This window comes from Pseudomonas sp. TNT2022 ID642, from assembly GCF_028656995.1.
Taxonomy (GTDB): Bacteria; Pseudomonadota; Gammaproteobacteria; order Pseudomonadales; family Pseudomonadaceae; genus Aquipseudomonas.
In genome coordinates, this window is record NZ_JAMDGW010000055.1 from 1 (window position 1) to 679 (window position 679).

At 55.7% G+C, this 679-nt stretch carries 1 protein-coding gene; it reads left to right on the forward strand.

Going from position 1 to position 679, the window contains the following annotated elements; translation table 11 throughout:
• Window positions 1–434: 434 nt before the first annotated feature.
• The coding region (locus M5G26_RS29455; protein ID WP_273917192.1) for a transposase at window positions 435–679 on the forward strand (245 nt) is incomplete at its 3' end.

Sequence of the window (679 nt, forward strand, 5' to 3'; positions counted from 1 at the left end):
CCCTCCACTCAGCCTTCCGATGTCGCCCGTGGATCAAGATCAAAAGCAGGCGAGCTGACACTCGGCCTATTGAGTGGTTAAGGGCCAAGCGGTGTTCGGCTGTTGATTTATGTTGTGGCTACCCCAGCCCTCTCCCGAGGGAGAGGGAGCCGATTTGTGGGCCTTTCAGAATCTGAGTGCGACTCGGTATCGCACGTCGGCGTACCTTGCCCAAACACCTCGGTCAGTTCCCTCTCCCTACGGGCGGTCCGACGTTTCGGGAGGGCTAGGGTGAGGGGCTTTTGATCTGTTTCAGAATCTGAGCTCGACTCGGTATTTCACGTCGGCGTACCTTGCCCAAACACCTCGGTCAGTTCCCTCTCCCTACTGATCTGGCTTAATGATTCTGGACACCCCTAAAGGGCGGTAATCTACGCCCAACGACGAGGTGTGATTTGACCAGACGATATTTTTCGACAGATTTCAAACGGGATGCGGCTTGCCTGGTTTTGGATAAAGACTATTCGGTGAGTGAAGCCTGCGAAGCAATGGGCGTCGGTCCTACAGCTCTGCGTCGTTGGGTTGAGCAGTTGCGAGCCGAGCGCAGCGGTAAGACGCCTGAGAAGTCCAAGGCCATGACTCCTGACCAACAACGCATCCAAGAACTGGAGGCAAAAATCCGACGGATTGAGCGCGAGAA